The sequence below is a fragment of the Campylobacter sp. genome (assembly GCF_030528245.1).
GTDB lineage: Bacteria > Campylobacterota > Campylobacteria > Campylobacterales > Campylobacteraceae > Campylobacter_D.
Genome location: NZ_JAUMZG010000005.1, coordinates 33,532 through 59,196, shown reverse-complemented (window position 1 = coordinate 59,196; position 25,665 = coordinate 33,532). Strand labels below are relative to the sequence as shown.

General features: G+C 46.8%; 27 protein-coding genes and 1 pseudogene. 17 read left to right on the top strand and 11 right to left on the bottom strand.

The window, feature by feature from the left end:
* Positions 1–89 precede the first annotated feature (89 nt).
* Together Q4A73_RS02050 and tgt are read right to left on the bottom strand one after the other, a co-directional pair.
* Positions 90–302 (bottom strand): hypothetical protein, encoded by a 213-nt coding sequence (locus Q4A73_RS02050; protein WP_303205774.1) that lies wholly within the window; start codon positions 300–302, stop codon positions 90–92.
* Positions 302–1,420: a tRNA guanosine(34) transglycosylase Tgt gene (tgt, locus tag Q4A73_RS02045; RefSeq protein ID WP_303205773.1), complete on the bottom strand. Its 1,119-nt coding sequence runs from the start codon at positions 1,418–1,420 to the stop codon at positions 302–304. Before tgt ends, Q4A73_RS02050 begins: the two co-directional genes overlap by 1 nt.
* 32 nt (positions 1,421–1,452) lie before the next feature.
* On the opposite strand from tgt, the gene Q4A73_RS02040 reads away from it, so the two are divergent.
* Genes Q4A73_RS02040 through Q4A73_RS02020 form a run of 5 tightly spaced genes read left to right on the top strand, consistent with a single transcriptional unit; the run spans position 1,453 to position 8,313 of the window.
* Positions 1,453–2,862, top strand: coding sequence for a TrkA C-terminal domain-containing protein (locus tag Q4A73_RS02040; protein WP_303205772.1), 1,410 nt, complete (start codon positions 1,453–1,455; stop codon positions 2,860–2,862).
* A 21-nt stretch (positions 2,863–2,883) separates the two neighbouring features.
* A complete protein-coding gene (gene aroB, locus Q4A73_RS02035) occupies positions 2,884–3,939 on the top strand; it encodes a 3-dehydroquinate synthase (protein ID WP_303205771.1) in 1,056 nt (351 codons plus the stop codon).
* A complete protein-coding gene (locus Q4A73_RS02030) occupies positions 3,936–5,480 on the top strand; it encodes a mechanosensitive ion channel domain-containing protein (protein ID WP_303205770.1) in 1,545 nt (514 codons plus the stop codon). The genes aroB and Q4A73_RS02030 overlap by 4 nt, the downstream gene beginning before the upstream one ends.
* On the top strand, positions 5,477–6,721 hold the full coding sequence (gene mtaB, locus Q4A73_RS02025) for a tRNA (N(6)-L-threonylcarbamoyladenosine(37)-C(2))-methylthiotransferase MtaB (RefSeq protein ID WP_303205769.1): 1,245 nt from the start codon (positions 5,477–5,479) through the stop codon (positions 6,719–6,721). Before Q4A73_RS02030 ends, mtaB begins: the two co-directional genes overlap by 4 nt.
* Positions 6,721–8,313 carry an ATP-dependent metallopeptidase FtsH/Yme1/Tma family protein gene (locus tag Q4A73_RS02020; protein WP_303205768.1) on the top strand — a complete coding sequence of 531 codons (1,593 nt, stop codon included), beginning with the start codon at positions 6,721–6,723 and terminating at the stop codon, positions 8,311–8,313. Before mtaB ends, Q4A73_RS02020 begins: the two co-directional genes overlap by 1 nt.
* Here the strand turns inward: Q4A73_RS02020 and Q4A73_RS02015 are convergent.
* Positions 8,310–8,723 carry a PepSY-like domain-containing protein gene (locus tag Q4A73_RS02015; protein ID WP_303205767.1) on the bottom strand — a complete coding sequence of 138 codons (414 nt, stop codon included), beginning with the start codon at positions 8,721–8,723 and terminating at the stop codon, positions 8,310–8,312. The genes Q4A73_RS02020 and Q4A73_RS02015 overlap by 4 nt on opposite strands.
* A 94-nt stretch (positions 8,724–8,817) precedes the next feature.
* Here Q4A73_RS02015 and Q4A73_RS02010 point away from each other — a divergent pair, with 94 nt between their 5' ends.
* Both Q4A73_RS02010 and sixA read left to right on the top strand, forming a co-directional pair.
* Positions 8,818–9,351, top strand: a complete 534-nt coding sequence (locus Q4A73_RS02010) for a rhomboid family intramembrane serine protease (protein WP_303205766.1) — start codon at positions 8,818–8,820, stop codon at positions 9,349–9,351.
* On the top strand, positions 9,348–9,830 hold the full coding sequence (gene sixA, locus Q4A73_RS02005) for a phosphohistidine phosphatase SixA (RefSeq protein ID WP_303205765.1): 483 nt from the start codon (positions 9,348–9,350) through the stop codon (positions 9,828–9,830). The genes Q4A73_RS02010 and sixA overlap by 4 nt, the downstream gene beginning before the upstream one ends.
* Here the strand turns inward: sixA and Q4A73_RS02000 are convergent.
* Both Q4A73_RS02000 and Q4A73_RS01995 read right to left on the bottom strand, forming a co-directional pair.
* Positions 9,827–10,555: an amino acid ABC transporter ATP-binding protein gene (locus tag Q4A73_RS02000; RefSeq protein ID WP_303205764.1), complete on the bottom strand. Its 729-nt coding sequence runs from the start codon at positions 10,553–10,555 to the stop codon at positions 9,827–9,829. The genes sixA and Q4A73_RS02000 overlap by 4 nt on opposite strands.
* The gene (locus tag Q4A73_RS01995; protein ID WP_303205763.1) at positions 10,548–11,288 is read right to left on the bottom strand and encodes an amino acid ABC transporter permease; all 741 of its coding nucleotides are present in this window, start codon (positions 11,286–11,288) and stop codon (positions 10,548–10,550) included. The genes Q4A73_RS02000 and Q4A73_RS01995 overlap by 8 nt, the downstream gene beginning before the upstream one ends.
* A gap of 110 nt (positions 11,289–11,398) precedes the next feature.
* Here Q4A73_RS01995 and Q4A73_RS07330 point away from each other — a divergent pair, with 110 nt between their 5' ends.
* From Q4A73_RS07330 to Q4A73_RS01975, 5 genes and pseudogenes are all read left to right on the top strand, one after another.
* Positions 11,399–11,539, top strand: coding sequence for a TadE/TadG family type IV pilus assembly protein (locus Q4A73_RS07330; RefSeq protein ID WP_368492642.1), 141 nt, complete (start codon positions 11,399–11,401; stop codon positions 11,537–11,539).
* Positions 11,536–12,360, top strand: a complete 825-nt coding sequence (gene panB / locus Q4A73_RS01990; protein WP_303205762.1) for a 3-methyl-2-oxobutanoate hydroxymethyltransferase — start codon at positions 11,536–11,538, stop codon at positions 12,358–12,360. Before Q4A73_RS07330 ends, panB begins: the two co-directional genes overlap by 4 nt.
* A gap of 9 nt (positions 12,361–12,369) precedes the next feature.
* Positions 12,370–13,215 carry a pantoate--beta-alanine ligase gene (gene panC, locus Q4A73_RS01985; protein ID WP_303205761.1) on the top strand — a complete coding sequence of 282 codons (846 nt, stop codon included), beginning with the start codon at positions 12,370–12,372 and terminating at the stop codon, positions 13,213–13,215.
* Positions 13,212–13,599, top strand: a pseudogene (gene panD, locus Q4A73_RS01980) (aspartate 1-decarboxylase). The gene panC and the pseudogene panD overlap by 4 nt, the downstream one beginning before the upstream one ends.
* A gap of 187 nt (positions 13,600–13,786) precedes the next feature.
* Complete coding sequence (locus Q4A73_RS01975; RefSeq protein WP_303205760.1) at positions 13,787–14,005, top strand: hypothetical protein; 219 nt, start codon at positions 13,787–13,789, stop codon at positions 14,003–14,005.
* A gap of 93 nt (positions 14,006–14,098) precedes the next feature.
* Here the strand turns inward: Q4A73_RS01975 and Q4A73_RS01970 are convergent, their stop codons facing one another.
* Positions 14,099–14,278: a hypothetical protein gene (locus Q4A73_RS01970; protein WP_303205759.1), complete on the bottom strand. Its 180-nt coding sequence runs from the start codon at positions 14,276–14,278 to the stop codon at positions 14,099–14,101.
* 55 nt (positions 14,279–14,333) lie between these two features.
* On the opposite strand from Q4A73_RS01970, the gene Q4A73_RS01965 reads away from it, so the two are divergent.
* The 4 genes from Q4A73_RS01965 to Q4A73_RS01950 all read left to right on the top strand — a co-directional run bounded on the left by Q4A73_RS01965 (position 14,334) and on the right by Q4A73_RS01950 (position 19,089).
* Positions 14,334–14,462, top strand: a complete 129-nt coding sequence (locus Q4A73_RS01965; protein WP_303205758.1) for a hypothetical protein — start codon at positions 14,334–14,336, stop codon at positions 14,460–14,462.
* Between the two features lie 226 nt (positions 14,463–14,688).
* Positions 14,689–15,774 (top strand): efflux RND transporter periplasmic adaptor subunit, encoded by a 1,086-nt coding sequence (locus tag Q4A73_RS01960; RefSeq protein WP_303205757.1) that lies wholly within the window; start codon positions 14,689–14,691, stop codon positions 15,772–15,774.
* Positions 15,775–15,827: 53 nt separating this feature from the next.
* The gene (locus Q4A73_RS01955; protein WP_303205756.1) at positions 15,828–17,753 is read left to right on the top strand and encodes an ABC transporter permease; all 1,926 of its coding nucleotides are present in this window, start codon (positions 15,828–15,830) and stop codon (positions 17,751–17,753) included.
* A gap of 1 nt (position 17,754) precedes the next feature.
* Positions 17,755–19,089, top strand: a complete 1,335-nt coding sequence (locus Q4A73_RS01950; RefSeq protein ID WP_303205755.1) for a TolC family protein — start codon at positions 17,755–17,757, stop codon at positions 19,087–19,089.
* Here Q4A73_RS01950 and Q4A73_RS01945 read toward each other — a convergent pair.
* Genes Q4A73_RS01945 through mltG form a run of 5 tightly spaced genes read right to left on the bottom strand, consistent with a single transcriptional unit; the run spans position 19,072 to position 23,138 of the window.
* On the bottom strand, positions 19,072–20,853 hold the full coding sequence (locus tag Q4A73_RS01945; protein ID WP_303205754.1) for a penicillin-binding protein 2: 1,782 nt from the start codon (positions 20,851–20,853) through the stop codon (positions 19,072–19,074). The genes Q4A73_RS01950 and Q4A73_RS01945 overlap by 18 nt on opposite strands.
* 6 nt (positions 20,854–20,859) lie before the next feature.
* Positions 20,860–21,153, bottom strand: a complete 294-nt coding sequence (gene fliE, locus Q4A73_RS01940; protein WP_303205753.1) for a flagellar hook-basal body complex protein FliE — start codon at positions 21,151–21,153, stop codon at positions 20,860–20,862.
* Positions 21,154–21,158: 5 nt separating this feature from the next.
* Positions 21,159–21,653, bottom strand: coding sequence for a flagellar basal body rod protein FlgC (flgC, locus tag Q4A73_RS01935; protein ID WP_303205752.1), 495 nt, complete (start codon positions 21,651–21,653; stop codon positions 21,159–21,161).
* 9 nt (positions 21,654–21,662) lie between these two features.
* Positions 21,663–22,094, bottom strand: a complete 432-nt coding sequence (gene flgB, locus Q4A73_RS01930; protein WP_303205751.1) for a flagellar basal body rod protein FlgB — start codon at positions 22,092–22,094, stop codon at positions 21,663–21,665.
* Positions 22,095–22,142: 48 nt separating this feature from the next.
* On the bottom strand, positions 22,143–23,138 hold the full coding sequence (gene mltG / locus Q4A73_RS01925; protein ID WP_303205750.1) for an endolytic transglycosylase MltG: 996 nt from the start codon (positions 23,136–23,138) through the stop codon (positions 22,143–22,145).
* Here mltG and Q4A73_RS01920 point away from each other — a divergent pair.
* Positions 23,056–25,623, top strand: a complete 2,568-nt coding sequence (locus Q4A73_RS01920; RefSeq protein ID WP_303205749.1) for an AsmA-like C-terminal domain-containing protein — start codon at positions 23,056–23,058, stop codon at positions 25,621–25,623. The two genes, mltG and Q4A73_RS01920, sit on opposite strands and share 83 nt — an antisense overlap.
* Positions 25,624–25,665: the final 42 nt, after the last annotated feature.

Here is a 25,665-nt window from a genome sequence, read left to right as displayed (position 1 = left end):
TCCTTCACCCTCAAATCCCGCTTTATAAAACCCCGCGATGGGATTGAGAGGGCAGGGCGGATCCCACTTGTTGCGATTTTTCATCCGTTTTAAATTTTCTCAAATCTCAAAAATTCCCAGCGCCCAAGCTCAGCTCCAAGTCCAGCATCTTGTCCGCTAAAAATTCCCATCCTGCGAGGGACGGTGCTCATCTTGTGGTTGGAATTTTCCCTCAAAATTCCCGCTTCATCTTGGTGCCTTGATGGCAAACTCCCAGCCTTAGATCCCCCCCCCCTTTGCCCCAAGAAATTCACCAAAGACATCAGCTCCTCTTGGCGTAAAATTCTCGTTTGAATTCATCAAAACGATTGGCAAGTATGGCCACTTGCATTTGCCCCACAAGGCTCAAATAATAATGCAGATTGTGCAGGCTCGCAAGGCGGAAAAAGGTCAGCTCCCTAGCCCTAAAAAGATGATTAAGGTAGCCCCTTGAGAAATTTTGACAGGTATAGCACGCGCAGTCCTTATCGATGCCCTCGTTGTCGTTGATAAATTCCGCTCTTTTGATGTTAAATTTGCCAAAATTTGTAAAAAAAGTCCCATTCCTAGCGTTTCGCGTCGGCATCACGCAGTCAAACATATCCACGCCTCGCTCCACATTTTCCACCAGATCCTCAGGCGTGCCCACCCCCATCAAATAGCGCGGACGATTTTCATCCATGAGGGGCGTCAAATTCTCCACCACCTCATACATCAAAGCGTTCTCCTCACCCACGCTAAGCCCCCCGATAGCAAGGCCATCAAAGTCCAAAGCACAAAGCTCCAAAGCGCATTTTTTCCTCTGCTCAAAGTCCGTCCCGCCCTGTATGATGCCAAAAATATTTTGCCCCAAAGCCTCCCCGCAGCCCTGCTTGAATTTGTGATAGCTCATCGCCTCTTGCGCCCATTTTATCGTGCGCTGTACAGAAAGCTCCACCCGCTTGCCATCCGCAGGCAGGGCGACAAGATCGTCTAAGATCATCATAATATCGCTACCAAGCTTATACTGCGTATCTAGCACACTTTTGGGCGTGAAAAGATGCAAGCTCCCATCGATGTGGCTTTTAAATTTGATCCCCTCCTCAAAATGCTGGGTGTTGCTTTTTAGGGAAAAGGCCTGAAAGCCTCCGCTATCGGTCAAAAAACTGCGCTCAAAGCCGCTGAATTTGTGTAATTTGCCCAAATTTTCCACGACCTTCGCGCCCGGACGCAGATACAGATGGTAAGTGTTGGCCAAAATAATGCGCACATCCAAAAGCTCAAGCAGATCCTTCGCGTCCAAGCTTTTCACCGCCCCAGCCGTGCCTACGGGCATAAAAATGGGCGTCAAAAACGAACTGTGAGCGGTTTTTATCTCGCACACCCTTGCGTGGGCATCTTTGTGTTTTAATTTAAATTCCATTTGCTATAATCGCCTTTTTTGGAGCGTGATTTATGAATCATATTTTAATCATCCTTGATGGAATTTTAGCCAAGCATTTCTTAGAAAGGCTTTGTTTTGAAAAGGGTTTGGAGTATTTTTTCACCGTTGTTTATCAAAGCGATGAGAGTGTTTTGGATGCAGACAATGAGCGCCTAGAATTCCACAAAATCGACCCCACCAGCACCGCCAGACTGGAGCTTATCATGAGGCCTTTCACGCAGGCCTTTATTTACATGCAGGATGAATTTGAGAGCAAAAAAAGCTACGAGGCCCTGCGCTCCTTGGACGATAAGCTTGAGATTAATGTGATGGATTTTTGGGGACTGGGGATAGATGATAATTTTTGCAATCTGATCGATGCGCGCTCAAATCTCAGCCATAGTTTTTTGAATTTTTTGCCCGATGTGGCATTGACCGCGCAAGATATTGGGCTTGGAGAGGGTGAGATCATGGAGATAAAAATCCCCGCAGGCTCTGCCTTTGCCTACAGGCACATAGGCTCCATCCAGCAAAGAAGATGGCGCGTTGTGCTCATTTATAGGGACTCAAAAATTCATTTCGTCAAGCCATCCTTCCTCCTCCAGCCCGGCGATAGCATTTTGATTGTGGGCGATCCTACGGTTTTGAGTGGTATTTTTTATAATATTAAGGCAGATTTTGGGCAATTTCCCGTGCCCTTTGGCACCAATATTTTCACCCTCATCGATATGAAAAATATGCCGCCCAAAGTGCAAAGCACCCTCATCGACACCACCCTAGCCCTCATGCAAAAAACCAATGTGAGAAAATTTTTCATCCGCGTGATCAACCCAAGCTTGGGGCAAAATTTTAAAAGACTCAAGGAGCTTTCTTTTGAGGAGGATTGTGTTTTTTTTGATTTTTTCCATCGCGATTTTAGCGCTCTGCCTTCTTTTTTGAAAAAAAATGATGTCGGGCTTTTCCTCACGGATAATAAGCATTTCCAAAGGCATAAAAAAATGCTTTTTGGGCTTAAAATTCCTATTTTAAAGATTGGAGAAGGGGACTTTGACGCACTCACGCAATCGGTCATTTTAAGCACCGATAAAAATGAGCTTGAAAATCAGATCAATGTGATTGTGGATTTGAGCAAGCAATTAAATCTTGACATCACCCTGTATTATTACGCGACCATCACCGCGCAAAATCATGATGCTGCAAATCGCGATGTGGAGGAGTATTTTGAAAGCCTTTCTCGGCTTTATGACAAGCACATAAAGGTTTTAAGCACCCACGCGCAAAATCCCATCTTAAGCCTAGAGCACCGATCGGATTTGTTGCAATTTGTCAGTTTTGAGGAGGCTTTGATGCGAAGAAGCTTAAAAAGAGCTTTAAGCATGAATTTAAATTCCAACCACCACAAAATGCGAAAAAATTACCAACTTTTCATACCGATAGACTAAAATGACGCAAAGAGGGCCAAGATGCAAATTGAAGTGAAGCTAAAAACCAATCCTTACAAAGTTTATATCGATGAGCCCTTGAATTTGCATTTTGATTCTAAGGTCGCGATCCTAAGCAATGCCAAAATTTCAAGCCTGCACCTTAGCTCCTTGCTTTCTAGGCTCGAGTGCGACGAGCCCCTTATCATCACCGTAAAAGACGGCGAGGCGTATAAAAATTTCAACACGATTGAGGAAATTTTAAACCAAATGTTCCACGCGCGCCTTGATAGAAAAAGCGTTTTGATCAGCTTTGGTGGCGGGGTGATCAGCGATATGGGCGGCTTTGCGGCGAGCATCTACCAAAGGGGCATCCGCTTCATCAACATCCCCACCACGCTCCTAGCCTGCGTGGATGCGTCCGTGGGTGGCAAAACGGGCATCAACAATGCCTTCGGTAAAAATTTAATCGGCGCCTTTCACCAGCCCATAGCCGTGCATTGCAGGAGTGAATTTTTACGCACCTTAGGCGCTAGGGAGCTGGCAGCTGGCATGGCTGAGGTCATAAAAATGGCCGTGATTTTTGACGCGCGATTTTTAGAATTTCTTGAAGGCATAGATGCGCACGGTCTCTTAAACGCCACTTGCGAGGATGAAATTTTCACGCGCATCATCGCCAAAAGCGTGGAGCTCAAGGCCGCGGTCGTCGCTGAAGATGAGAGGGAGTCGGGGGCTAGGATGTTTCTTAATTACGGGCACACCTTCGCGCACATCATAGAAAACGAAACCGGCTATGAAAAATACCTCCACGGTGAAGCGGTGGCCCTTGGCATGATGATGGCCAATCGCTTGGCCTTGAATTTAGGGCTTTTGAGCGAGGCGGAAGTGGGGCGCGTGGGGGGGCTTTTGCGGAAATTTAAGCTACCCCTTGATCATCGCATCAAAAATGTCCAAAGCTTTTACGAGGCCTTTTTTTTGGACAAAAAGACGCAAAATTCAAGGCTCAATTTCATCCTGCCCTGCGGACTGGGCAAGGGTGTGATCAGGGATGATGTTAGCAAGGATGAGCTTTTGAGGCTCTTGGAGGGTTTTGCGTGAGGGGGGTGCTTTTTTTCATCGTGCTTTGTGTTTTTGCTTGGGCGGATCTGAATCAAAGCACGAGCCTGAAAATCCAGCAAAAAGTCGATGCTCTGGATCTTCTCATCGAAAACAACACCTACAATCTCCTCTATGAAAATTTCATCCGCTACAAAATTTTAAACGACGAGCTCAATCTCCTCAAATTTGAGAGCGAAAAAAAGGGCCTAAGGCCGCAAGAGCGGAGGAAGATCCAAAAACAAATGCAGAATTTAGAGGAGCAGCTTAAATTTTTGAAGGACTACAAGGATCTCAACTTCGCCAAGAGTTTGGGCATCAGTGAAAATGTAGAAATTTTGCCCAAGCTCACCAATCCCCTAGCCATCATCGGCGCCTTTTCTCACATCAAGAAGCTAGAGGACGAGAGGGAGGAGCTTGGGATTAAAATCAAAGAATTTGAAAGCTTGGTCGATAAAATTGACGAAAAAATCATCGCCCTCAAGGAGCTCATCGCCATCAAGCCCAGTGATGCGAACCGACAAAATTTAAAGGACACGCAAAGAAAACTCACCGAATTTCAAAGCGCTCTGCAGCTTTTTAAAATTTCCTTTTCCGTCTATGAGAAAAAGATCGAAGATGAAATCATGCGCGTCAATGCAGAGATCAAGATCCAAACCATAAGAGCGATCAACATTCTCCTAGCAATCGCTTTGGTCGTTGTCGTTTCCATCCTGCTGAAATTTGTCGCCAAGCGCTATATCAAAGACAACGAGCGCTATTACACCGCGACCAAGGTTATCAACTTCATCAACATCAACATCATCTTCATCATCCTGCTTTTTGCCTACATCGAAAACATCACCTATCTGGTAACCATACTCGGCTTCGCCTCAGCCGGCCTTGCCATCGCGATGAAGGATATGTTCATGTCGATGCTAGGATGGTGCGTGATCGTTTTTGGGGGGAGCTTTCGCGTGGGGGATAGGATCAAGGTCATGCAAAATGACCACGCGTATGTGGGCGACATCATCGACATTTCATTTTTGCGCATCACGCTTTATGAGACCATCACTTTGGAGACCTACATGAAAAATCGCCGCAGCGGACGGGTGATTTTCATCCCGAACAATTATGTCTTCACCCAGCTTATCTCAAACTACACCCACCACGGGATGCGAACAGTATATGATGGTATCGATGTAACGGTAAGCTTTGATTCCAATCTTGAAAAAGCGCAAAAAATCATCGAGCAAATCGTCCTGCGCCAAAGCAAGCCCTACACCGAGCTCGCCAAAAAGACCATGCGCCGCCTGCAAAACGAATATAGCATTAGAAATTCTAGGGTTGAGCCTAGCTTTTTTGTTTTTTTTGAGCATTGGGGGATGCGCATTTCGGCGTGGTATATGACCAACGCCTACTCCGCCCTGACCCTAAGGAGCAACATCAGCAAGGAGATCATGAGGGAATTTCAAAAGCATGAGGACATCAAAATCGCCTATCCAAGCCAGAATTTGCATCTAGACAGGGCCCAGCCGCCCTTGAAAACGGGAGGGAAGGATTGAAAGAGAGGGTGTTTTTTAAAACCTTTGGTTGCCGCACAAATATCTACGATACCGAGCTTTTAAAGGGCTATGTGAGGGATTTTGAGCTGACAAATGACGCGAAAGAGGCCTCCATTGTCGTGGTGAATTCCTGCACGGTAACCAACGGCGCCGATAGCGGACTCAAATCCTACCTCCACGCCCTGCAAAAAGAGGGCAAGAGGGTCATACTCACGGGCTGCGCGGCGGTGAGTAGGGGGAGGGAATTTTTGGACGGGGGGAAGATTTTTGGCGTTTTGGGTGCGGGAGAAAAGGCAAGGCTCAACGACTTTTTGAAGGCAAAACATAAATTCTACGCGCTTGGGGATTTGAATTTCATCGACAAGGACATCGTTAAGGACTATGAAAATCACACCAAAGCCTTCGTGAAAATCCAAGAGGGCTGTGATTACGCCTGTGCTTACTGCATCATCCCCGCCGTGCGCGGAAAGTCAAGGAGCGTGAGGGAGGAGAATGTGCTGGAGCAGGTGAAAATTTTAGTGCAAAATGGCTACTCAGAGCTCGTCCTCACCGGCACCAACATCGGCTCTTACGGGCTGAAGGAGGGCACGAGCTTGGGCAGGCTTTTGCAAAAAATGGGGCAAATTCAAGGACTAAGGCGCATCAGGCTCGGCTCGCTAGAACCCGCGCAAATCGATGAAAGCTTCAGGGAAATCTTGGACGAGGCTTGGCTGGAGCGGCATTTGCACATCGCCTTGCAGCATAGCAGTGAGAGGATGCTGCGCATCATGAGGCGACGCTCTCATACAGAAAACGACCTTAGGCTTTTTGAATCCTTGCGCGCTAAGGGCTTTGCCTTGGGGACCGATTTCATCGTGGCTCATCCGGGCGAGAGTGAGGAAATTTGGCAGGAGGCCTTGGAGAATTTTAAGGCCCTCAGGCTCACCCACCTTCATGCTTTCATATTCTCACCCCGCGCCAAGACCCCCTCGGCGCTGATGAAAAATACCATCAGTGGCGCTGTGGCAAAGGAGCGGCTGCATACCCTCAGGCAGATCGTCAGGGAAAACAATCGCGATTTCAGGGCGCGCAATAAAATCCCCCTTGAAATTTTGATAGAGAGCGAAAAAAATGGCTTTTACGAGGGCTATGACCAGTTTTTTAACAAAATGAGGATTAAAAGCGAGCGGGACCTGTCCAAGCAGTGGCTCGTGCTTGAGGATTATGACTTGAGAGCGGAATTTAACGAAGCGAGGGCGTGATGAAAAATAAAAAAATCATCTTCATTTCATTTTGCGTTTTGTGCGTACTTTTGGCGGTGGCTTATTTTAAAAACGAACCCAAATACATCGACGAAAAGCTTTACAAAAGTTTTTTGGAGCAAAATCTCATCCAAAAGGCCCTCATCTACGAAAACGAGCTTTGGTTTCAAGCCGCGGGGGAGCATTACCGCATCATCAAGGACGGCGTGGACTTGAGAGAGCTTGTGGCGCGCGTGCCTGTGGGGATAAAGCAGGACAATAGCCTGTGGATTTTTTTCATTTTGCTGGTTTTTATCTTGGCCTTGTTGGTGAGTCTTGGGTATTTCAGGCAAAAAAAGCAGGGTCAAAAATTCCCCATCAATCCCGCCCCGGCGGAGAAAAATTTGGAATTCTCAGCCCTCAAGCCTGTGATTTCAAGCATCACTTTTTCCGATGTGGCGGGGGTGGATGAGGTGAAAACCGAGCTTTATGAGCTGGTGGATTTTTTGAAAAATCCGCAAAAATACAAAGAATTTGGCGTGAAAATGCCTAAGGGTGTCCTAATGATAGGCCCTCCGGGTGTGGGCAAAACCCTCATCGCTAAGGCGGTTGCTGGGGAGGCGGGAGTGCCGTTTTTTTACCAGTCTGGCTCAAGCTTTGTAGAAATTTATGTGGGCGTGGGCGCTAAGAGGGTGCGAGAGCTCTTTTCTAGGGCGAAGATGATGGCGCCTAGCATCATTTTCATCGATGAGATCGACGCGGTGGGGAAGGCTAGGGGCGAACTTTCCAATGTCGAGCGCGATAGCACGCTCAATCAGCTTCTAACGCAAATGGACGGCTTTGAGGACAATAGCGGGGTCATCGTCATCGCCGCGACCAATAAAATCGAGCTCATGGATAGCGCCCTGCTGCGCTCGGGGCGTTTTGACCGGCGCATTTTCCTCTCCCTGCCCGACTACAAGGACAGGCTGAAAATTTTGCAAAATTACATGAAGGATAAGAAAAATTCTGTGGATTTGTCCAAAATCGCCAAGGCTAGCGTGGGTTTTAGCGGCGCGGGGCTTGAAACCCTCGTCAATGAAGCGGCCATCCATGCCCTACGCAGGAAAAGCGCCTCAGTGGAGGAGGGGGATTTTTACGCGGTGCTGAGTAAGGTTTTGGTGGGTAAAAAGAAAAGTTTAAGCTTTAGCGAAAAGGAAAAGAAAATTCAAGCCATCTATCAGGCGGCCAAGGCCCTGAGTGCCTATTATTTTGATGTGGGTTTTGAAAAAATCACCCTCATCGAGGATCGTTTTAGGGAGTGTGAGGGCAGTATCGTCTCAAAATCTGAGCTTTTGAATAAAATTAAGGTTCATTTGGCGGGCTCTTGTGCGACGAGGCTGATTTTTAATGAAAGCTACACGAATGCGCAAAATGACCTTGCAAGGGTGCGGGAACTGGTGGATACGATGCTGGGCTTTGACATGGTGGAGGAGCAAATTTGGACGCGTCAAAGGCTTGAGCTTGAGGAATTTTTGAGCCCCATGAGGGATAAAATTTTAAAACTGGCTGAAATTCTCATCGAAAAAGAGCGGCTCCAAAGCGAGGATGTGCGACTTTTGATGGAGGATTAGTCCTCAAATTCCTTATGCAAAATCGTGCCATTGAAGTCGATGATGATTTCTGAGCCGTTGTGGAATTTGATTTTGTAATGATTGATCTTTCTTTCAAGCTCTCGCATCGTCATATTTTTAAATTCACTCCTAAGCACAGCCGCGATTTGAGTCGGGAGTATGTCATAGCTCAAGGGCTTGCGCTTTGCCTCGATCTGCCTCCAAGCGCCCGCAGAGTCGAACTCAAGCTCGGTGCCATCGCTCAAGTAGACCTCGTAGGATTTTTCGTCCCTTTGGACCAGGCCGATTTTCGCGTCAAAATGACTTTGTAAAAATTCCCTGCTTTTGGAGGGCAGATCGTGAGCGGATATGATAACATCAGCCTTTAAGAAGGCTAAGATAAAAACAAAAAGGTGGATTTTCGCCCCCATCGGTGTCCTTTAAGAATGGTGCGGGAGTTTAGGATTTTTATGTGAATTTTATGTGAATTCTAAGACAATAAATAAATTTTGACGAAGGATTATTGTGCTGACGGCTCTCTTGATTGTCGCCAATGTTTTGATTTTTATCTTGCAAGAATTTGTTTTCGGGAGGAAATTCGTCGCCCTTTTTTCTCTGAATCTTTTATTTTTTAAAGAAGGTTTTTTCTGGCAGCCCCTAAGCTCCATGTTTTTGCACGGGAATTTCGCGCACCTAGCCCTGAACATGGTCGTTTTGTTTCAATTTGGTAGGATCTTAGAGGCCCTTTTGGGGCGCGTTCGATTCGCCCTGCTTTACCTTGTGGGTGGGGTGCTTTGCTCGCTTTTGTGCGCGCTTTATTTGCTTTTCGCCTTTGAAATTGGGTGGCAAAAGATCTCCTTAGTTGGCGCGAGTGGGGCGATTTGCGTTTTGATGGGATTTTACGCCTTTTGGGAAAAAAGCAGCACCAAGGGACTGCTTGTGGCCCTGCTTTTGATGAGCTTTGTGCCCTTGTTTATGGGGGTTAATGTGGCTTGGTATGGGCATATTTTTGGCTTTTTTTGCGGCTATTTTTGGGCATTTTTAAGGAGAAAACGATGAAGAAAATTTATCTTTTACGCCACGCTAAGGCAGAAAAAGAAGCGGCTGATGACTTTTCGCGCAGGCTTTCTAAAAAGGGCAAGGAGGAGCTAAAGCTTCTCTTTGAAAGGCTTAAAAAGCATGATTTGAGCTTGGATAAAATCTTCGCCTCCCCCGCCAAACGCACCCAAAGCACAGCCGAAAAGCTGGCAAAATTCTACGCCCTTGAGGATAAAATCGAGTTTGTGGATGGGCTTTATGAGCAGGATGCGGGAGAAATTTTTGAGTGGATTTTAGGCCTTAGCGCGGGGCTTGAAAACGTGCTTATAGTCGGGCACAACCCCGCTCTTTTAGAGCTTTCAGAGCTACTTAGCACGCTTTGTCTTACCTCCTTTCCCACCGCCTCCATGCTTGGCTTGGAATTTGAGCTTGATGATTTTAAGGGGCTTGAAAAGCACAGCGGGAGGCTAGTATTTTTCGAGCACATCAAGCCGCTTTAATGATTGAGGACCTTGTTGAGAAATTCCCTCAGCCTTTCGTTGCTTGGGTTTTCAAAGACCTTCTTAGGGCACTCATCCACGGCGATTCGCCCCCTGTCCATGAAAAAAATTCGTCCCGCGACATTTTTAGCAAAGCCCATTTCGTGCGTTACCACAAGCATCGTAAGCCCCTCTTTTGCGACATCCTTCATGATGCTTAAAACCTCGCCGATCATCTCAGGATCCAGAGCCGAAGTGGGCTCGTCAAATAAGATCACCTCAGGATTCATCATCAAACTTCTGGCTATGGCGATGCGCTGCTTTTGCCCGCCAGAAAGCCTATGAGGCATCATTCGCTCCTTGTCAGCAAGCCCCACCCTTTGCAGTAAAATTTTTGCCTTTTCCCGCGCCTCATCCCTGCTTAAAATTCCCGTTTTTATGGGGGCTAGGGTTAAATTTTCCATGACATTTTTATTGGCAAAAAGATTAAAATGCTGAAAGACCATGCTCACTTTTTGGCGGATTTTATTGACGTCGGTTCTTTCATCAAGGATATTTTCGCCTTGGATGAAAATTTTACCGCTTGAGGCTTTTTCCAGCCCATTGATGCAGCGCAAAAGCGTGCTTTTCCCCCCTCCGCTAGCACCGATGATGGCGATGATCTCGCCCTTTTGAATTTGCGCGTTGATGTTTTTTAAGATCTCAAAATCGCCGTATTTTTTGCATAAATTTTCAATTTTAATCATGCCGCCCTAGCCTTTTTTCAAGTTTTCTCACCCCGAGGGAAAAAAGCTTCACGCTCACATAATACACAAGCCCGGTAAAAATGATGGGCTTGGGGTTGTAAAGCACGGCCTGCAGGCTCTTGCTCTGCATCGTAATGTCCATTACACTGATGAAGCCCACAACAGAAGTTTCTTTAAAAAGCGCGATGAATTCATTAGCTAAGGCAGGGAGAATGTTTTTCACCGCTTGGGGCAGGATGATCTCGCGCATTGCAGTTTTATGATCAAGCCCCATAGCCCTAGCCGCCTCCATTTGCCCTGCATCCACACTTTTAATGCCGCTGCGGACGATTTCTGCTATGTAAGCAGAGCTGTTAAGTCCCATTACCAAAATCGCCACGTAAAGATTGTCCAAAAAAGTAAAAATAACGAAGGCAAAAATCATCAACTGCAAGACCAATGGCGTGCCGCGGATGATGTCGATGAACTCGTCGATAATAAAATTTACAAGCTCAAAGCGAGAAAAACGCGCCAGCGCGAGGGCAAAGCCGACCATCACGCCAATAAAAAGCGCACAGATGGTCAGCAAAAGCGTGATGAGGTAGCTGGATAGATAGGCCTTGGCGTTGGGCGTAAGGGCGTAGGTGGTGCTTTGAGCGCTTTTGACCTGTAAAATTTCGTAGGGAAAGGAAACATAGGCCCAAAAAATAACGATGGTGGAAAAAATGAAAATTTGGAGTTTATTTTTACTCATCTTGTTTAACTTTCTTTTATCTTAAACTTGCTTATATTTTATTTTAATTTTGCTTAAACTTTGTGCTAAAATTTTAATCCTTAAGTGGAGCAAATGGAGAAGGGTAGTAAATGAAGATTATGGAATTTGTATTGATTTTGATCTTTGTTTTATTCATGGTGTTTTTAATCGTAGGCTTTAACAGACAAATGAGTCAAAAAGCCAAAGAAAGAGAAGATAGAATGAGAAAATGTCGGAGGCATAAAAAATGAAAAAAAGCATTTTAGATCTGCAAAAGCAAAAGGAAGCGGGGGATAAAATCACCATGGTCGCGGCTTATGATTACCCCAGTGCTAGGGCTTTGGACGCGGCTGGAGTGGATGTGATCTTGGTGGGGGATTCTTTGGCGATGGTGCTTTTGGGGCTTGAGGATACCCTGAGCGTGGGGATGGAGGAGATGCTGCTTTTTACCAAGGCGGTTTCAAGGGCGAGTCAAAAAGCCTTCGTCCTAGCGGATATGCCCTTCATGTCCTATCAAGGCTCAAGCTATGACGCGCTGATGAATGCGGCGCGCTTTGTCAAGGAGGGCAGGGCAAACGGCGTCAAGCTAGAAGGCGGGGAGGAAATAGCCCCTAGCATCGAAAAAATAGCCCTTTCTGGCATACCCGTCATCGCCCACATCGGGCTAAGACCACAGGCGCTTAATATGCAGGGGGGTTATAGGGTGCAGGGTAGGAGTAGGGAGGCTGCGCTGAGACTCATCGCTGAGGCTAGAACTGCGCAAAATGCGGGCGCGAGTATGGTTTTGATGGAGTGCGTGCCGGCAAAACTCGCGCAAAAAATCACGCAAATTCTAACCGTGCCGACCATAGGCATAGGCGCGGGGGTGCACTGCGATGGGCAGGTCTTGGTGTATCATGATTTTTTGGGGATCAACACAGGCTTTAAGCCCAAATTTGTCCGCACTTTTGCAGACCTAAATCCCGCTGAGGGGATTCGGGGCTATATTGAAGCGGTGAAAAGTCTTGAATTTCCAAGCGAGGCGCATGGTTTTTCTTTGGATGATGAGGCCTGGCTGGATGGGTTGTATTAGGGAGGGGCGATGAGGGTGCTTGAGGGCATTGCCGATTTAAAAGAGCAAATCAAAGCATGGAAAAATGAGGGCCTAAGCGTAGCCTTCGTGCCGACTATGGGCTATTTGCACGAGGGGCATTTGAGCCTCATTGAAGCCTGCAAAGAGGATAAAATCGTGGTGAGCATTTTCGTCAACCCTCTGCAATTTGGCTCCGGTGAGGACCTAGCGACCTACCCGCGCGACCTGAGGAGGGACGCTAGACTCTGCGAGGAAAATGGTGTCGATTTGCTTTTCACGCCGCAAGTGGCGGAATTTTACCCCAGCGATTTTAGTAGCTTTGTGGATATGAGTGGGCTTAGTGAAAGGCTTTGCGGGGCGAAAAGGGCGGGGCATTTTCGGGGCGTTTGCACGGTTTTGATGAAATTTTTCCATCTCATCCAGCCCGATAGGGCGTATTTTGGGCAAAAAGACGCCCAGCAGTGCGCGGTGGTGGCGCGCATGGTGGAGGATTTGAATTTGCCCTTAGAGCTTGTGGTTTGTCCCATCGTGCGTGAGGAGGACGGGCTGGCTAAAAGCTCGCGCAATGTCTATTTGAACGCGCGGGAGCGGGAGGCGGCCTTGGTGCTTTCAAGGGCGATTTTTTTGGGCGAGCGGATGGTGAAAGAGGGAGAGCGCAGGGCGGAGGTGATCCTTGAGGCGATGCGGGGTGAAATTCAAAAAGAAAGCTTGGCGCGGGTGGATTATATTTCGCTGGTGGATCCTCATAGCTTGGAGGATTTGGAGCGGATAGAGGGTGGAGTTTTGGGCGCGGTGGCGGTGTATGTCGGCAGGACGCGGCTCATTGATAATTTTTTGTTGCAAGGACTGAAATGAAAATCACGATGCTGAGGGCGAAAATTCATCGCGCGGTGGTTACGCAGGCGGCTTGATTATGTGGGGAGCATTAGCATTGATGAGGATTTGCTGCAAAAGAGCGGGATTTTGGAGTATGAGAGGGTGCAGGTTGTCAATGTCAATAACGGGGCGCGTTTTGAAACCTACACCATAGCGAGCAAGGAAAGGGGCGTGATCTGTCTCAATGGCGCGGCAGCAAGGTGTGCTCAGGAGGGCGATAGGGTCATCATTATGGCTTATGCGCAGCTTGAGGTGGGGGAGGCGAAAAATTTCAAGCCCAAGGTTGTCTTTGTGGATGAAAACAACAAAAGCACTAAAATCGCTCATTATGAGGGGCATGGGGAGTTGTTTGACTCGCTTTAAAGGTTTGAGCATTTTGGGGCGGATTTGAGTGTGGGTTTTAAGTAGGGCTTTGATTTTACTAATGCTGGGGATGAGCGCTGTGATTTTCGCATTATTCGGTATTTTTAAGTCCGTTAGGCTCTGTCCCTTGCAAGGCCGCTCATAAGGTTTAAAAATTTCAATTTTGAGCCATTTGCCAAAGGATCCGGTGAGGATCGCAGTCATTTTAAACCCCCTACCCAGCCGCACACAAAGAGGGATGAATTTGAGTCGATTTTTCTCGCTCACTTTTGTCATATTTTGCCTTTGCATCAAGACTAAGGCGCGAAGATGCGAAGGAGAAATTTCTCGCCTCTATCGTGCTATAAATTTGAAATCGCGCCACATCCATCAAATTCCTCGTTTTTCAAGTTTTTTGATGGTGTGAGTTGATGCTGCCCTTTTTTTGGAATTTGTCTGCACGTAAGGGGGATTTTCTAGGAAGATAACGGCTAGTTTTTTGACTTTATTTTTCTAACGATCAATGGCTTTTTTGTGAAATTCCATCCATTTTTGAAAGACTATCTACAACTTCAGCCATGCCCATAAAGCGGATATTTGCCCTTAAGGCCTCTGTTTCATTGAGTGTGCCTAAAATCATATGCGGATATACGCTTGCATCAAGCCGACTTTCTAAATTCCCCACGCACCTATCCATCATAACCCTCTTTTTCACTCCGCTCTATGGCATTTGAGACACATTGTAGAATTTTTGCATGCTTGAGGTAAGGGTGAGAAAAAGCACCTTGCATTTTGGAGATTTTGCTTTTTTAAAGGGCTCAAAGCACCAAATTCACACCCTCATCGCTTGGATCGTATTTGAAAGCTTCATCGTTAAAATTTAGTCCATTCATTTCAGGCCTTATCATCAAAGCCATTTTGCTTAAGCCACGCTAAACCCCCCAGCCACCTCCCGCTCCAGCATCCTGCTTACAAGGGTGCTTTTTGTCAATCCTAACCAATGCTCATTCAAAAGCCCATCGCTTCTTGGAATTTTATAAATTCTAGCTCATTGGGCTTTAAAATTCACCTTTCGTCAGTAAAATTAAAGCCTTGAAAGGTTTTGATTTTATGAAAAAAAGGCTCATTGGAGGGATTTTTGCAGCACTTTGCGTTTTGAGCGCTTTTGCGTTTTGGTTTTTTGCCGAGGAGACGCCGCGCTACCTCACGCAGAAGGTAGGGCGCGCAGACATCACGCAAAGCATCGAGGCCGTGGGTAGGGTTTATGCCAAGGAGCAGGTGGATGTGGGCGCGCAGGTGAGCGGGCAGATCACCAAGCTCTTCGTAAGGCTTGGCGATAGGGTTCGGGAGGGGGATTTGATCGCACAGATTGACAAGGACAAGCAGCAAAACGACCTTGACATCACCAAGGCAAGACTTGAGAGCGCACGGGCGAATTTACAGAGCAAAAAAATCGCCCTCGAGCTCACCTCAAGGCAGTATCTAAGGGAGCAAAAGCTTTACGCCAAAAAGGCGACCTCGCTTGAGAATTTAGAAAAATTTAAGGAAAATTTTTACAACTTGAAGGCCAATGTCGCTGCCTTGAGGGCGGAGGTTGTGGAGCTTGAAATCACGCTCAAAAACGCGCAAAAAGACCTAGGCTACACCACGATAAGAGCGCCCATGAGTGGGGTTGTCATCAATGTCGCGGTGGATGAGGGGCAAACCGTCAATGCCAACCAAAACACCCCCACCATCGCCCGCATAGCCAATTTGGAGCAGATGGAGGTGAGGATGGAGCTGGCTGAGGCGGATGTGGCTAAGGTGCGCGTGAGCTCAAGGCTGCACTTTGCCCTCCTCAGCCACCCGGAGAAAAAATACCCCGCCACCATCGCCAGCCTCGATCCAGCTGACACGCAAATCAGCGATCTGGGCTCAGGCCAGAGCGGCGGAAATTCTGCCAATTCCAAGGCGATTTATTATTATGCGAAATTTTTCGTGGAGAATGAAAAGCAATTTTTGCGCATAGGGATGAGTTTGCAAAATGAAATTCTCATCGCCAGTCTCAAGGACGCCCTCATCGTGCCGACCTACGCGATTAAAAGCGATGCGGGGGGGGGATTTTGTGGAAATTTTAGAGGGGGGAAGGCCCGCGAAAAAGTATGTGAAACTGGGCATCAAGGACGCGATCAACACCGCGATTTTAGAGGGCCTTAGCGGTGGGGAGGATTTGATTGTGAGCTCGAGTGCGAGCAGTTTGTGAGGCTGGGATGATTATTTTGCGGGATGTTTCCAAAAAAATCGGTGAAAATTTCATCCTAAAAAAGATCAATCTTAGCATCAAGAGGGGCGAATTTGTCGCCATCATCGGTCAAAGCGGTAGCGGGAAGAGCTCGCTTTTAAACATCATCGGCACCTTGGATGAGCCAAGTTTTGGTAGCTTTTTCTTTGAAAATTATGAGCTTAAGAAACTCAGCAGGGATGCTAAGGCGCAGCTTCGGCGTGAAAAAATCGGCTTCATCTTTCAAAAATACAATCTCCTGCCCCTGCTAAATTCCAAGGACAATGTCGCCCTGAGTGCCGTTTATGCGGGCAAAAGTAGGTCGCAAAGGGATCAGAGGGCGGGGGAGCTTTTGAAGAGCCTTGGGCTTGAGGCGAAGATGCACGCACGCCCCAACGAGCTAAGTGGCGGGCAGCAGCAGAGGGTGAGCATTGCGAGGGCCTTGATGAACGGGGGGGATTTGATTTTGGCCGATGAGCCAACGGGCGCACTGGATAGCAAAAGCGGCGCGCGGGTGCTTGAAATTCTCAAAGAGCTCCATCAAAGAGGGCACACCATCGTTTTGGTCACGCACGATGCGAGCATCGCGGCGATGGCAGGGCGTGTCATTGAGATCAAGGATGGCGTGATGGTAAGCGACACGGGAGGGCAAATTCCAGCCCAGATGCCTGTTTTGCAGGATTTCCCCCGTGAAAAGATGAGCTGGAATTTGCTCAAAAATCAACTCCTAGAATGCTTCAAAATCGCGCTTTTTTCCATCATCTCGCGTAAATTAAGATCCCTCCTAACCATGCTTGGCATCATCATCGCCCTAGCCTCAGTCGTCTGTGTGGTGGCACTCGGGCTTGGCTCTGAGGAAAAAATTTTAAAAACCACCTCCGCGCTTGGCACCAATACCATAGAAATAAGACCAGGGCGTGGCTTTGGAGACCTGCGCTCAGGGCGCACGCAGCTGAATTTTAGCGATTTGCAGGCCTTGCGAAGCTTGGATTATGTGCAGTCGGCAGAGCCTTTGATGAGCGCTTCTGGGGTGCTGACTTTCAAAAGCATTTCCCTCAACGCACGCATGCTGGGCGTGGGGGTGCAAGGCTTTGATGCGGACGGGCTTAGGCTTGAGGCTGGGCGGCTTTTGAACGCGCAGGATTTGCGAGAAAATGCCAATGTCGCAGTGCTTGACTTTAACGCGAAAAAAAACATTTTCCCCCAGATGGATGCGGGACAAATTCTGGGCAAGGTGGTGATTTTTGACGCTCAGCCCTTCAGAGTCATCGGCATTTTGCAAAGGGACGCGAGGCGCTCACTGAGCGATAATATCGTTAGAATTTACATCCCCTACACGACCCTGATGCATAAGATTACGGGGGAGAGGGCCCTGCGTGAAATCATAGTGCGAGTGAGCGACTCGACAGATTCTGCTCTGGCTGAGAGCGCTATTGTCAGGCTTTTGGAGCTTAAGAGGGGGCGGAGGGATTTTTTCACCTTCAATCTAGACAGCTTCAAAGAGGCCATCATTGCTAACAAGCGCACCACGACCCTCCTCACCACTTGCGTGGCCCTGATCGCCCTGATTGTCGGTGGCATAGGCGTGATGAACATCATGCTGGTCTCGGTGAGTGAGAGGACGCGTGAGATCGGCATCAGGTCGGCTTTGGGTGCGAGGCGGGGGGATATTTTGGTGCAATTTTTGATCGAGGCGGTGATGATCTGTGTGGTGGGGGCGATCTTGGGCATTTTGCTCTCTTTGGGGATCATTTTTGTTTTCAATCTTTTCGCCCGCGAATTTGAGATGATTTTATCCTTCGGTGCTTTGATGGTTGGAATTTTCAGCTCCGTTTTAATCGGCGTGATTTTTGGCTTTTTCCCCGCTAGGGGCGCTGCGAATTTAAACCCCATCAGAGCCCTTTCTGAGGAGTGAAATGCGAAATTGGATCGTGCTTTTTTGGGGGATTTTTTTGCTAGGCTGCGGGGCAAAGCTAAGCCCGCCCCAAGAGCCGCAAATTCAAGGAGAGCTTCACGCCCATCACGCTTGGTGGAGGGGTTATGGGGATGAGAATTTGGAGGATTTTTTAGAGCTTGTTTTGAAGCATAATAGCGAGGTGAATATCGCCAGAGTTACGCTACTATCAGCGCTTGCGAGGGCGGATTTGATGGATGATGATCTTTATCCTAGCCCGGATGCTAGCATGGGTCTTCATCACAGCAAAAATCTCAATCAAGGCTCTAGCACTAGGACTTTTTCTCATAAATTTGGCCTCAATTATGAGCTGGATATTTACGGCAAGATTATGGATGCGGCGGGGGCGGAGGCATTTAGAGCTAGGGCCAGCGCGTTTGATTTGCAAAGCCTGAGGCTGAGCATCATAAACAGGGCTTTGAACCACATTTTTGAACTGGCATATCTCAACGATGCAAAAAATTTGCTCGATGAACGCGCGGCGAATTTGGAGGAGCTGGTGGGGCTTTATGCGCTCAAATACGAGCTGGGTAGGGCGGAGGAGCTGGAGCTGCTTCATGCCAAGCAAAGTCTCTTGCAAGCGAGGCAAAATCTCTTAAGCAATGCGCAAAATCGCGATCTTGTCCTTAAAAATTTGAAGGATTTGGCGGGTGGAGCGGAGGATTTTTCGCGGCTGGCTTATTTTGAAGAGGTGGGACTGGAAAATTTCAAAATTTTAAGGCCCGATTTTAATATTTCTTTGCAAAATTTGGCCCTTCGTCCGGATGTGAGAGCGAGCTTGGCTAGGCTTAAGGCTGCTTTTAAGGATCATTCTGCCGTGCAAAAAAGCCTTTTACCCAATCTTTCTTTGGGAGGACTTTTAAGTGGCACGGCAGCAGAGCTTAAGGATAGCTTCAGGCTTGAAATTTTAAGCGGAAATGTCGCCCTCTCGCTGCCCTTTTTGGACTATGCCAAGCTGCGTCAAAATATTAAAATTTCGCAATTATCTTACGAGGCTCTGCGCCATGCTTATGAGCGGGATTTACAGGGCGCGATGAATGAATTTGCCCTAGTTTTTAAGGACTATGAGAGCGATGTGAGGGCGCTTGAAAATTCAAGCCTGTCCGTTTTGGAGCAAGAGCGCATAGCTGAGGCCTATTTTGAAAAATACGAGCTGGGAAAGAGTGAGCTGAGTGATTATTTGGAGGCTGAAAGGGCGCTCAATGCCTCAAAAATTGAGCTTTTGAAGGCTAAATTCAAGCTTTTTAAGACCATCAATTCTTACTATCAAATCACAACTTTAGCTGCGGATGAGTGAGGGGGTGAGAAAATTTTCTCGCACTAAAATATCCACGACATCCTTAAACATCGGCAGGGCGCTTTGAGCGGCGTAGTAGCTGTAAGGCTTGGTGGGGTTACGCACTAAAACGCCTATGGTGTAGGCATTGTTAGCGTCATTGGCAAAGCCAAAAAACGAGGAGTTGTAGCGATTGCTCGTGTAGCCCTGCCGCTCTGCTATCCTTGCTGTGCCCGTTTTGCCGCCGATAATGATGCCCTCTGTTTGTGCCTTTTTGCCCGTGCCCTTTTCGATGACATTGATGAGGATTTGCCGCATCGCTCCTGCTGCTTCTGTGGATAGAATTTTTTCTTTTTGGATCGCTCCTAGCTCTGTGAATTTGCCATCTTGATAGAATTTTTCTGCCAGTTGGGGCGCGATAAAATAGCCCTCGTTGTTGAAGACATTATAAGCGCTTAGAAGCTGCATGAAGGTGGTTTTTAGGCCGTATCCATAGCTCAAAACGGACTTTTCGATCTCCCTCAAACGCTTGGGGTTGGGCAGGGTGCCTTTTTGCTCGTAGGGCAAATCGATGCCGCTTTTTTCGCCGAATTTAAAAATCTTTAGCCCCGAGATGATTTCCACATTGCTCAAGCGCTTGGCGATTTGGATCATCCCCACATTGGAGGAGAGCGTGATGACCTCCTCAATCGTCATTTTGTTTTTTTTGTGATCATCCTGTATGGTGAAGCGACCGAGCTTGTAGGTGCCGCCGTGGGTGTTGATGAGCTCGTTTGCCTTCAGGCGGCCTAGTTTTAGGGCTGTGGTGAGGATGAAGGGCTTGATGACAGATCCCGCTTCGTAGCTGTATTCTATCGCGCTGGCGTTGAGGACGGATAGATCCTTGCCTCTGTTTTGGGGATTGTAGCGGCGTGAGCTGGCTAGAGCTAGAATTTTTCCCGTTTTGCTCTCCATGATGGCCACGATGATTTCTTGGGCTTTGAGGTCGAGATTTCTTTGATCGATGGCTTTTTCTATGCTCTTTTGAAGCTTTAAAGATACATTAAGATACAGGTCGCAGCCGTTGATTTTCCTTTGTCTGAGTGAGCTGGAATTCAAAATGATATTGCCCCCTATGTCTTTCAGGCCTTGAATTTTCTCATCCTGCAAGGGGCTCAAACACGCATCGTAAGCCCTCTCCAAGCCCTTGACGCCTATATTTTTGAAGATTTCATTTTCCAAGAGCACTCTCGTGTAGCCTATGGCCGGAGTGAGGGAGTCTGTGGTGATGTAGCTCCTGTCCTCTCGGTGCTCTATGATGCTAAGGCCCCTTGTTTCCACGCGGCCGTTGTTGTTGGTGAAGGCCTTGAAAAAGCCCTGAATGTAGAGCTTCTTTGCCAAATCCCTAAGGTAGCTTGCTTGTTTGGAGTTGAGATGGGAGGTGAGGATGAAATTGTGGTTGCGTTTTTTGTGGTTTTGAATTCTTTTTTTGATTTCTAGAATTTGCCTATCGTCAATGCCGCTATAAATTTGAAAAAGCTTTAAAAAAAGCTCGAGCCTGTCTTTTTTGATGCTTCGCAAATCGATCTCAGCGCGGTAAATTTCGCGTGAGCTGGCTAGGGTGAAGTTGTCCTTTGTGATGATGCTGCCCCGGAGGGCTAGGTTGTATTGGTCTTTTTCTGTGTTGGGGATGTGGCGTTTGGAAGTGAGAAAAAAGGTCGAGCTCAAAAAAATTATCATAAACAAAAGCGCCATACAGCAAACGAAGGCTACCTTTGAAACCCTAATTTTTTTGTATTCTGACATTAGGGTTTAAATTTGAGTTCTTGTGATTTCTTTGTAGGCGTTGATCGCTTTATTTCTCACTTCAAGCATGAATTTCATACTGCTCTCTGCCTTATTGATGGCTATGGCGGCTTGATGAAGGTCCTTAACCTGCCCTGTGGCGATATCCGTCATCGCCGCCTCACCGACCTCTTGGGCCTTGTTGAGATCGTCGATTTCATTTTTGAGCATCTTGGCAAATTCGTCGCCGATGTTAGGAGTGTTTTTGGCTCCAGCATCGCCTTTGAGGGCGTTCAGTCTTAAGTCGCTGATCTTATTCATTCTCATCATCCTTTCAGTAAATCAATGGCGCTTTGGGCTATGGTTTTGGCGCTTGTGAATGCGCTGACATTAGCCTGATAGGCTCTTGTGGCCTCTATCAAATCCGACATTTCAATCACAGGATTGACATTAGGATAGGCCACATAGCCTTGTGCATTCGCATCCGGATGGCTCGGATCGTATTTCATGCGAAAGTCCTTATCATCACGCACGACCTTATGAACGACCACGCTCATGATCACAGGCTTGGCGTCCTTTGGCGAGGAGGGGTCATTGAGCGGATTTTCATAGGGCAAAAAATTATTGTTCTTATTGATTTGCTTATTCAAAAGCGCATCGAAATCTGTCGCCCTGAAAATCACCTCTCTCCTCCTGTAGGGACCGCCCTCTGCGGTGCGCGTTGTGTTAGCATTAGCTATGTTGGAGCTAATGACATTCATCCTGAAACGCTGTGCGCTAAGCCCGTATCCGCTGATATCAAAATCACTCAAGTATGCCATAACGAACCTTTAACTTAATTTAGAACTCGCATCGATGATGGAGCTAAAAATATTGCTTTGCTTTCTCAAAACCCCATCAAGTGCCGTAATCATCACCGTGTTTTTGCTAAGCTCTGTCGTCTCTACATCCAAATCCACAGTGTTGGCATCATTCCTCGCTAAATGCCCGTCCCTCAAATAAATCGTGGATTTGTTGGGGTCGGGGAATTTCCAAGGCTTTTGATGCCCGGCGGCTGTGTTAGCTAGCTCAAGCTCTTTTTTAGTTTCTCTTTTGAAAATTTCATTGGCGCGATTGACCAAAGCCGTTTCAAACTCTATATCTCTGGACTTGTAAAAGGGGGTGTCGACATTGGCGAGGTTGGAATTAATGAGCTGATTTCTCAAATTCCTACCCGCTAAGGCGCTATTTACAAGCTCTTTTGACTTGAATGGATTTATCATCTCTTCTCCTTAAATTTTCAAAATTACAAGCAAATATCGTTCCAAATTTTATTTTTGCGCATTGACGGCCCTGTTGTGATCCTTCAAATTCTTGCTGAAAATGTGCCTCCCCGTGCCCCTATCACGCACAAAATAAAGATAATCCGTCTTCGCCGGAAAAATCGCCGCGCGAATCGCCGCTAAGGACACATTGCAAACCGCCGTTGGTGGCAAGCCCTCAAATTTGTAGGTATTATAGGGGCTATTGTCCTCTTTGATCCTTTGCGGCGTTACCTTGGTGTGTGAGTGGATTCCATAGTTCAAAGTGCCGTCCATTTGCAGCTTCATCCCTATTTTGAGGCGATTATAAATCACGCTGGCCACAAGGGGCATTTCCGCCTCACTGGCCGCTTCTTTTTGTATCACCGAGGCGGTGATGAGGTATTGATACCACTTTTTCGCATTATATTCTCCAAATATCTTTTGCGCGGTTTGTTTGTGGCGATTTTGCGCGTATTTTAGCAGCATTGCGATGAGCAAATCCTCCGTGATCCCCCTTGGAATTTTATAGGTTTCAGGGTAGAAAACCCCCTCAGTATAAGGACTCTGTCGCCCAAAAGCCTCCAAAAGCTTTTCTTGGTTTAAATTTAACGTTTTAGCCACGCTTTGTAAAAAAACCACGCTCGTTTCTCCGGGGATGAGGGTTATGCTCTCAACGGCGGCCTTTGAGACAGTGAGCCTGTGTAAGAATTCCGCGCGATTAAGCGTTTGCGAGCCTATGTCTATCCAGCCAGATTGCGGATGTCCTAGGAAAAATAGAATGTATTTATCCACAGGGCTCAAGTCGTAATGATTTTGTTTCAAATGTGTTATAATCTGCGACACAGAGCCTTTGGGGATATAAACCACCGAATCGCTTGGCATGGGCTTGGCCAAATAATAAAAAATCCCTAAGATAAAAAACAAAAAGAAATGGCAAGAAATGAAAAAAATTTTATACTTTTTTTTGGGGATCGTTGGGTTGTTTTCAGCCTCATTTTTTGCGCTTAAAAATGGAATTTCCATAGCCAGCATCCATTTTGATTTTTTAAAATTGGAGCAATTGTATATTAAGTTGGATAATAAACTCACCCTGCGTGCGCAAAATATCATCATCGCTGAGCGTGAGGATAATGCGAGTTTGAACGAGAATTTACCGGTCTCCAAGGAGCTTGTGAAAATCGCTCAAAATTTGGACCTTCTTTATGCCTTTGTAAAGGAAATTCAAATAGAAAATTTACATTTCAAAGAGCGACGGGCAAAAATTCTTTTTAAGGATGATGAATTTTTCTTGGACGGGGATTTGTTTTTTTTGCATTTCGCCCTGCATTCTGAGGGGAAAAATTTAAGGGCTAGGATTAAGGAGCTCTTTGTTAAAGATTACGGCGTTAGCATTGAGGGGGATTTGAGCGTCAATACCAAAAGCGGCTTTTATCATTTCAGGGGCAATGCTTCATCTGAGGATCTTGATTTCAACGCCACCCTTTCTTACAAGGACAATCAGCTAGCCTATAAATTCCACGATGTCAGCATCAAAAACATCCACGCCCTCGCCCAAAATTTACGCCCCCACATCGACTTGCCCCAAGAGCTTCAATTATGGCTTCTTGAAAAGACAAGGGCGTCTTTTTATCATTTGGATGATTTGCAGGGCTTTGTGGATTTTAAGCGGGATGCGTTTTATTTTGACGAGCTTAACGCCACAGGCTTTGCTAACGATGTGGAGCTTAGGCTTGATGGGGGGATGTCGCCCATTAAAATTCCAAAACTCAAAATGAAGCTGGCCAAACAAAGGCTTAATTTCACCTTCGCTAAGGCCACTTATAAAAATGCGGATTTGAGCGGGAGCAAGGTCTATCTTTATGATATTTTGAATGAGGAAAACATTGGAATTTATCTGCACATCAGGTCCGAAAATATGATTTTTGACGCTGATTTGGCGCGAGCCTTAAAGCCATACGGCATCACTCTACCCTTTCATCAAAAAAGCGGAAAGCTCAGGGCAGATTTTGAGCTCAAGGCAGATTTTTTCGCCCCTTCAAAGCCAAGCTATAGCGGCGCCTTCGTGCTGGATGATGCGGCTTTATCGCTAGCCGATTTTAGGGTCCAAAAGGCCAAAGTGCTGCTTAAAGATGGGAATTTAAGCATAGAAAACGCGAGCATAAGCAATGGCTTTTTGGAGGCGGATTTTAATGCGCAGATTGATTTGGAGCGGCAAAATGGCCTTTTTGATGCGCAAATTTCACGGCTTCATTTTGCAGAAATTTTTGACATGCGGGAGCAAAAAGTCCTGCTGCATTTGGATTATGCAGATGGCCCCAAACTCGCCGCCAAGGCTTGGAATTTAAACGCGGATTTCACCCAGGGGCTTGAGCTTCATGCTGGGGATTTGAGCGTCCTTTTGCCCCATTTCATCCCGGCGAAGAAAATCGCCCTTGAGTCCGTGCAGAGCCTACACTATAAAAGTCCCGATTTTATCGACTTTAGTCTGCAAATCAACAACGCCTCCTTTGGGGAAAAATTCTTCATCGATGGCAAGACGCCCTATGTGCAGGATAGCTTTAGCGTTTCAAAACAAAAAAATCGCATTGTATTTGATTCCAAAAGCAAGCTCATCAGTGGAATTTTTGATGAAGAGGGCAAGGAGCTTCATCTAAAAAATTTAAGCTACATTTACAAAGACAGCGGCGAGGGCGAGAATTTTGACCTGCAGGGCAATCAGCAAAACATCAAGCTGAGCGGGACGAATGTGGGGGTGATCTTGCCAGACTTTAATAAGACCTTAAAATTTGACCAGCTGGAGGCCTCGCTCGAGGGCAGCGCTCTAAGGGCTAAGGCCAACAGAAAGGGCGCTACATTCAGTCTGTTTTATGCGCCGGAGGATTTTTACCTGAGGGCTAAGGATATGGATGATGAATTTTTGGACACCTTCTTACAAAAAGAGGCCTTTAAGGATGGGCTTTTTCACCTTGATGTCAGGGGGAGTGGGGTGGATTTTTTCGAGGGGCATTTTGACATTGAAAACACCTACATTAAGGACTTGAAGGGCATCAATCAGCTCATCACCTTCATAGACACAGTGCCAGCGCTTGTGATGTTTAAAAGCCCTAAATTCAACACAAAGGGCCTGCATCTGCGCGACGGTAAGGTTATCTTCAACCGCAAAAAAGACCTGCTGAGCTTTGAGGCCATCAATCTCAACGGCGACAATGTGGATTTATTTGGACTGGGGAGTGCGAATTTGCGCCTTGGCACCATTGATTTGAATTTGGAGCTCAAAACCCTAAAATCATCCTCTGATGTGATTTCTAAAATCCCCATCGTCAATTATGTCATTTTGGGAGAGGATCAAGAAATCAGCACGAACATCAAGGTCGATGGCAGCTTGGAGGATCCTGATTTTCACACGCAAATTCTATCCGACACTCTCAAAACGCCCTTCAATTTGATAAAAAACATCATCGAGCTTCCCAAAAATTTGTTCGATCAGCCGCGCCAATCGAGTCAATAAATATAAAACAAAGTTTAAATTTTCTCTTGTATTTTTTTTGGA